The sequence below is a fragment of the Pseudomonas alkylphenolica genome (genome assembly GCF_016009175.1).
Taxonomy (GTDB): Bacteria; Pseudomonadota; Gammaproteobacteria; order Pseudomonadales; family Pseudomonadaceae; genus Aquipseudomonas; species Aquipseudomonas alkylphenolica_B.
This window is the reverse complement of the sequence record NZ_JADUCM010000021.1, coordinates 89,494-95,862: the sequence shown is the minus strand read 5'-3', so window position 1 is coordinate 95,862 and position 6,369 is coordinate 89,494. Positions and strand designations below refer to the sequence as shown.

Annotated in this window: 6 protein-coding genes; 4 read left to right on the top strand and 2 right to left on the bottom strand. The window is 63.0% G+C overall.

The features are described from left to right. Positions 1 to 63: 63 nt before the first annotated feature. Positions 64 to 2,115: a S9 family peptidase gene (locus I5S59_RS17970; RefSeq protein WP_197877809.1), complete on the bottom strand. Its 2,052-nt coding sequence runs from the start codon at positions 2,113 to 2,115 to the stop codon at positions 64 to 66. An 86-nt stretch (positions 2,116 to 2,201) separates the two neighbouring features. Between I5S59_RS17970 and I5S59_RS17965 the strand changes: the two genes are divergently transcribed. The 3 genes from I5S59_RS17965 to I5S59_RS17955 are packed head-to-tail and all read left to right on the top strand — an operon-like array spanning position 2,202 to position 4,019. Continuing rightward, entirely contained in the window at positions 2,202 to 2,690 is a 489-nt protein-coding gene (locus I5S59_RS17965) for an MFS transporter (protein ID WP_197877808.1), read from the top strand. A 23-nt stretch (positions 2,691 to 2,713) separates the two neighbouring features. Next, positions 2,714 to 3,487 (top strand): class II glutamine amidotransferase, encoded by a 774-nt coding sequence (locus I5S59_RS17960; protein WP_197877807.1) that lies wholly within the window; start codon positions 2,714 to 2,716, stop codon positions 3,485 to 3,487. 10 nt (positions 3,488 to 3,497) lie between these two features. After that, positions 3,498 to 4,019 (top strand): DUF2937 family protein, encoded by a 522-nt coding sequence (locus I5S59_RS17955; protein ID WP_197877806.1) that lies wholly within the window; start codon positions 3,498 to 3,500, stop codon positions 4,017 to 4,019. Here the strand turns inward: I5S59_RS17955 and I5S59_RS17950 are convergent. Further along, entirely contained in the window at positions 4,016 to 4,927 is a 912-nt protein-coding gene (locus I5S59_RS17950; RefSeq protein ID WP_197877805.1) for a LysR family transcriptional regulator, read from the bottom strand. The two genes, I5S59_RS17955 and I5S59_RS17950, sit on opposite strands and share 4 nt — an antisense overlap. A gap of 143 nt (positions 4,928 to 5,070) precedes the next feature. On the opposite strand from I5S59_RS17950, the gene I5S59_RS17945 reads away from it, so the two are divergent. Continuing rightward, on the top strand, positions 5,071 to 6,357 hold the full coding sequence (locus tag I5S59_RS17945; protein ID WP_197877804.1) for an MFS transporter: 1,287 nt from the start codon (positions 5,071 to 5,073) through the stop codon (positions 6,355 to 6,357). The last annotated feature ends 12 nt before the right edge of the window (positions 6,358 to 6,369 follow it).

Genomic DNA, 6,369 nt, shown 5'->3' with positions numbered 1-6,369 from the left:
GGCTCCTACGTCCTTCGTAGGAGCCGGCTTGCTGGCGATGGGTCAGACAACAAAAATCCCGATTTACACCAACCCCAGCACTTTAAAGACGAAGGCATATTCCAGCGCCACATCACGCAGCCCTTGGTAGCGTCCGCTCATGCCACCATGGCCGGCGCCCATTTCGGTCTTGAGCAGCAGCAGGTTGTCGTCGGTCTTGGTTACCCGCAAGCGGGCGACCCATTTGGCGGCTTCCCAGTACTGCACGCGGCTGTCGTTGTAGCCGGCCACTACCAGCAGGGCCGGGTAGGCCTGGGCCTTGACGTTCTCGTAGGGCGCGTAGGCCTTGATGCGCTCGTACACCTCAGGCTCTTCAGGGTTGCCCCACTCGTCGTACTCGGTGACGGTCAACGGCAGGTCCGGGTCGAGCATGGTGTTGAGGACATCGACGAACGGCACTTCGGCAATCGCCGCCTTGAACAGGTCAGGGCGCTGGTTGAGCACCGCACCAATCAGCAGGCCGCCGGCACTGCCGCCACTGATCGCCAGCTGGTCGGCGCGGGTAACGCCTTGAGCGATCAGGTGCTCGGCACAGGCGATGAAGTCGCTGAAGGTGTTGTGCTTGTGTTCCTGCTTGCCCGCCCGGTACCAGGCTTCGCCGAGCTCGCCGCCGCCGCGTACGTGGGCGATGGCAAACGCCACACCGCGATCGAGCAGACTCAGGCGCGCATGGGAGAACCACGGGTCGAGGCTTTCGCCATAGGCGCCGTAGCCGTACAGGTACAACGGCACCGGCTTGCCCAGGTCGCTGCGGCGCTGTACCAGGCTGATCGGCACCTGGGTGCCGTCGCCTGCTGTGGCCCACAGCCGCTGGCTGACATAAGCGTCCGGGTCGAACGGGCCGAGCACCGGGGTTTCCTTGAGTACCTGCTGGGCGCCGTTGTCCAGTTCAAGCTGGCGCACCTGGGCCGGACGGTTCAGCGACTGGTAACGCAGGCGGATGCGGGTGCTGACAAATTCCAGGCTGTCTTGCACGTACAGGCTATAGGCAGCGTCCGGCAGCTCAACGCGATAGGCCGCCAGTCCCTGCGGATGCACTTCGATGATCGGCAGCCCGCCTTCACGCAGGCTCAGGGTCAGGGCGCTGGCATTCAGGGTAAGGCCTTCGAGCATCACCGTGTCGCGGTGCGCTACCAGCAGTTGCCAGTGTTCGCGGCGCGGTACCTGGTCGGCGTCGGCCTGATAGAGGGCGAAGTTGATGCCGTCCTGGTTGGTGCGGATGAACCAGCGCCACTGACCGTCCAGCTGGCCGTGATCAGGGAAGTATTCATGCCCTTCGACGCGAGGCGCCAGGCAGGTGAAATCATCCCCGGGACGCTCGGCATCGAGCACCCAGGCTTCGCTGGTGGTTTTGCTGTTCAGCAGCAGGATCAGCTGGCGTTCAGAGCTGGCGCGGTAGCAATGCAGGAAAAACCGTCCGTCGGTCTCCTCGTACACCGTTTCGGCAACACCGCTGCCCAGGCGATGGCGCAGCAGCTTGTGCGGGCGGTGGGTGTCGTCCAGTTCGGCGAAAAACAGCGTCTGGTTGTCGTTGGCCCAGGTCATGCTGCCGTCGCAGTCCTCGAACGGCAGGGTGTCGATGGCGCCGCTGGCCAGGTCCTTGACGTACAGGGTGTAGACCTCGTCGCCACTGGTATCCAGGCTGTAGGCCAGGCGCTGATGGTCGGGGCTGATGTTGAAGGCGCCCAGGGACAGAAAGCCGCCGTTGGCCAGCTGGTTGGGGTCCAGCAGCAGTTCTTCGCTGGTTTCGTCGACGCTGTTGCTGTCATCGGCCGGCCGTGCGCAGCGGTAATGGCGCGGGTACTCTTCACCGGCGGTGGTGCGGCTGTAGTAAAGGTACGGGCCCCAGGGCGAGGGCAGCGACAGGTCGGTTTCCAGGATCCGGCCCCTGATCTCTTCGAACAGTTGCTCGCGCAGCGCTGCCTGATCGGCCAGTTGCGCTTCCTGCCAGGCGTTCTCGGCGTTCAGGTAGGCAATCACCTCGGGGGTGTCGCGAGCCTGGAGCCAGGCATAAGGGTCAGCCCCTTCGGCGACGTGGGCAATCGGGGCGCGGGGAGCAGTAGCGTCTGCGGACATGCGGGGGGATCTCTTGGCTGGGGGGCGCCTGCGCGCTCAAATGTGTTTATCATAAGCGTCTATTTGCCTAGCTTGCCACGGACACCATGACCGAGAACGACTATCTGCTCGCTTGGGGCCTTTACGCCCTGGCTGCCCTGGGGTGCCTGGCCGTGGGCTTTCGCCTGACCAGCTGGATGTGGCGCTGGTTGCGCGAGCCACTGCGGGTGGTAATGGCAATTTTGCTGTTTACCCCGACCATCGTTGACCCCGCCAAGGACCTGTTCGCGCCGGCCATTGCCGTCGGTGCCCTCGACCTGCTGTTCAAGGTCGGCAACAACGAATTGCGCGCCGCTGCCGACCTTGCCATGTACGGCATGATCGCCTTTGTCCTGTACGGGGTCTTCGTGGCCGTGCGCTGGCCGCTGGAGAAACGCGCACGGGTGCGCCGCGAACAGGCAGAAGCCGCTGCAAAGCGCGACACTGAAGAGGCGCCGGCCGACGAGGAATTCGCCGCCGACGGTCGTGACCGCTATCGCAACCCGCCGCCAGCACCCCAGGGCGGCAACCGTTCGCGGGTCGAGCCGCGCTTGTAGGATTTGCCCGGGAGCAGTCAAGCATGTGTGAACTACTGGGCATGAGCGCCAACGTGCCAACCGACATCGTTTTCAGCTTCACCGGGCTGATGCAGCGCGGCGGGCGCACCGGTCCGCACCGTGATGGCTGGGGTATCGGCTTTTATGAGGGCCGCGGGCTGCGCCTGTTTCAGGATCCGGCAGCAAGCTGCGAGTCGGAAGTGGCCAACCTGGTTCAGCGCTACCCGATCAAAAGCGAAGTGGTGATCGGCCACATTCGCCAGGCCAATGTCGGCAAGGTCTGCCTGTCCAATACCCACCCCTTTGTGCGCGAGCTGTGGGGGCGCAACTGGTGTTTTGCCCATAACGGCCAGTTGGGCGAGTTCAAGGGCCAGGCCACGTTCTACCGGCCGGTCGGCGACACCGACAGCGAAGCGGCTTTCTGCGACCTGCTCAACCGCGTGCGCGAGGCGTTCCCGGAGCCGGTTGAAATTGAAGCGTTGCTGCCAGTACTGGTCGAGGCCTGTGCCCAGTACCGCGGCAAGGGCGTGTTCAATTGCCTGCTTAGCGACGGCGACTGGCTGTTCTGCTTCTGCTCGACCAAGCTTGTGCACATCACCCGTCGCGCGCCGTTCGGGCCGGCTCGCCTGAAGGACGTCGACATGATCGTCGACTTCCAGGCCGAAACCACGCCCAACGACGTGGTTACGGTGATTGCCACCGAGGCGCTGACCGAGAACGAAACCTGGCTGCGCTATGAGCCCGGCCAATGGGGGCTGTGGCGCCGCGGTGAATGCATCACCCAAGGTCAATGCTAAGGAATAGCCCATGTTCAGAAGTTACCTGCGTTTGCTGCTGTTCACCTTCGGCTTGCTGGTGGGGGTTCAGGTACCGGGGCTGATCGATGCCTACAGCCAGCGGGTCGAGGCGCACCTGCTGGAGTCCCGCGAGGGCCTCAAAGGCTTCGAGGCAACGGCGCAACGTTTCTTCAAGGGCGATCTGCAGGCACTGGTACGACATTACCGCAGCAGTGACGACCCGGTGTTCAACAGCGATGCCAACAGCATTGAAAGCCTGTTGATCCGCAACCAGCTGTTCGAGCGTGAGTGGCAGGCGCTTCAGGGGCCATGGCTCACGCGTACCTGGCACGTATTGGCGAACGCCGACAGCCAGCTGCGGGAAGAAACGCTCAAGGGCTACAGCTACCAGATATTGCTCAAGCCCGAGGCGCTGGCCTGGGGCCTGAGTTGCGCGTTGCTGCTGGCAACGCTGGTAGAAAGCCTGCTGGTGCTGCTGGGCTGGGTGGTACTTGGCGGGCGGCGCAAGGCGGTGACGGAGAGCTGGCGCTAGACCAGCTTGATCCGCTCGGGCCCGGCATTGGCGGCGTAGCGCTCAAGTACATTGCGGCACAGCGCCACCACTTCATCGACCAGCTCCACACCGGTCTGCCAGGCTACTACCAGCTCCAGGCTCGGTGGCTGCGGCACCAGCGCCAGTTGGGTCAGTTCGCCCCGCGCCAGCTCTTCACTGACCAGTGCCGGCGGCAGGGCGCCGATTCCGAAACCGTCACGCAACAGGCGTGTGATCGCCGCGACCGAGTTCACGCAGTTCAGGCGCGGCGCGCTGACGCCTTCGGCCTGAAGCAGGCTGAGTACTTCCTGGTGCGGCCTGGAGTTTTTGGAAAAGGTCACGATGCGCTCACGCGCCAGTTCGCCGAGCGAGGCATAGTCGCGGTTGTAGATCGACTGGCTGGCGACAATCCAGCCCATGGGGTAGCGCGCCAGGTCCAGGCTGCGGATGGATTCCTGGCGCAGCAGGTCGGTTTGCAGGATCACGTCCAGGAAGCCTTTTTGCAGCTGTTCGCGCAAGTTGAGCGCGGTATCGGCGACCAGTTCGATTTCAACCTGGGGGTAACGCTCCATCAACTCGGCCACCAGCGGGCTCATCCAGGTATGGATCACCGTGTCCATCACCCCAAGACGCACACGACCGACTTTCGCCCGGTCGCTGTCCAGCGATTGCTTGAGCGCCCTGGCGGTGTCGAGCATCTGCTCGGCGTACTCCAGCACCTTGCTGCCCTCAGGTGTCAGGCTGACGCCCCGCGAGTCACGCACCAGCAGCTTGACCCCAAGATCGTTCTCCAGCGCCGCGATGCGGCTGGAAATCGAGGCCTGGGTGGTGAAGAGCTTTTCGGCAGTCAGGCGAAAGCTCTTGAGCCGGGCGACCCAGACGAAGGTTTCGAGGAACTTGAGGTTCATGCTGTGCTCACTGATCAATTTTTTCTTATGCCAGACCGCTGGTTTTTCTCGTTGGACGTCGTTGCGCGCCCATCGAAAAATATCGGTCACGGTTGCGACAAAGATCGCCGCCTTTAAAACAATACCAACAAGCTGAGGCAACCATGAACCCATCGGGCGTGCAGCAACAGGTCGAAGCCAGGACAGTGGCGGGGCCCTTTGACTGGTACCGTAACATCAACAAGCAGGAACGACGGACGTTCTGGAGCTGCAAGATCGGTTACGGTCTGGATGGCATGGACACCCAGATGCTCAGCTTCGTCATCCCCACCCTGATTGCCCTGTGGGGCATCACCACCGCCGAAGCCGGCCTGATCCACACCAGCACCCTGATTGCCTCGGCCCTGGGCGGCTGGATCGCCGGTATCCTCTCTGACCGAATCGGCCGGGTGCGCACCTTGCAACTGACGGTGCTGTGGTTCGCGTTTTTCACCTTCCTCTGCGGTTTTGCACAGAACTACGAACAATTGTTGATCGCCCGCACCCTGATGGGTTTCGGCTTTGGCGGTGAATGGACCGCCGGTGCGGTGCTGATCGGTGAAGTCATCCGCGCCAAGGACCGCGGCAAGGCGGTGGGCATGGTGCAGTCGGGCTGGGCCATTGGCTGGGGCCTGACGGCAATCCTGTACGCCGTGCTGTTTTCCTGGCTGCCGCCGGAAGACGCGTGGCGCGCGCTGTTCCTGCTGGGCATCGTGCCGGCAGTGTTCGTGATTTTCGTTCGTCGCCTGGTCAAGGACCCGGAAATCTACCGCCAGGCCAAGGCGGCGGAAAAGACCGCAGCGCCGTCGCATTTCTATGAAATTTTTGCCCCGGGCATGCTCTTCACCACGATTCGAGCTTCGCTGCTGACCACCGGCGCGCTGGGCGGTTACTACGCGATCACCTCCTGGCTGCCGACTTTCCTCAAGAACGAGCGCGGCCTGAGCGTGCTCGGCACCGGTGGCTACCTGGCCATGGTGATCTTCGGCTCCTATGTAGGCTACGTGATCAGTGCCTACCTGACCGACCTGCTGGGGCGCAAAAAGAACTTCATCCTGTTCGCCGTGGGCTCGTTCATCATCGTCCTGCTGTACACCCAGATGCAGGTCAGCAATAGCGTGATGCTCTGGCTGGGCTTCCCCCTGGGCTTTTTCGCTTCAGGTATCTTCAGCGGCATGGGGGCGTTTCTCACCGAGCTGTTTCCCACGCGCATCCGTGGCTCGGGGCAGGGCTTCTGCTACAACATCGGGCGAGCCCTGGCGGCGCTTTTCCCGCTGCTGATCGGTATGCTCAGCCAGAAGGTGCCGCTGGGCCTGGGTATCGGCGCATTTGCAGCGGTGTCCTACGGGGTGGTGATCCTGGCCGCGTTGAGCCTGCCGGAAACCCGTGGCAAAGAACTAGAAGCCCGTTAAGGCCAAGCCTGA

What these genes read in the sequence shown, in the direction of transcription:
- I5S59_RS17970 (WP_197877809.1), bottom strand. Translation starts at nt 2,115, where the DNA reads ATGTCCGCAGACGCTACTGCTCCCCGCGCCCCGATTGCCCACGTCGCC.
- I5S59_RS17965 (WP_197877808.1), top strand. Translation starts at nt 2,202, where the DNA reads ATGACCGAGAACGACTATCTGCTCGCTTGGGGCCTTTACGCCCTGGCT.
- I5S59_RS17960 (WP_197877807.1), top strand. Translation starts at nt 2,714, where the DNA reads ATGTGTGAACTACTGGGCATGAGCGCCAACGTGCCAACCGACATCGTT.
- I5S59_RS17955 (WP_197877806.1), top strand. Translation starts at nt 3,498, where the DNA reads ATGTTCAGAAGTTACCTGCGTTTGCTGCTGTTCACCTTCGGCTTGCTG.
- I5S59_RS17950 (WP_197877805.1), bottom strand. Translation starts at nt 4,927, where the DNA reads ATGAACCTCAAGTTCCTCGAAACCTTCGTCTGGGTCGCCCGGCTCAAG.
- I5S59_RS17945 (WP_197877804.1), top strand. Translation starts at nt 5,071, where the DNA reads ATGAACCCATCGGGCGTGCAGCAACAGGTCGAAGCCAGGACAGTGGCG.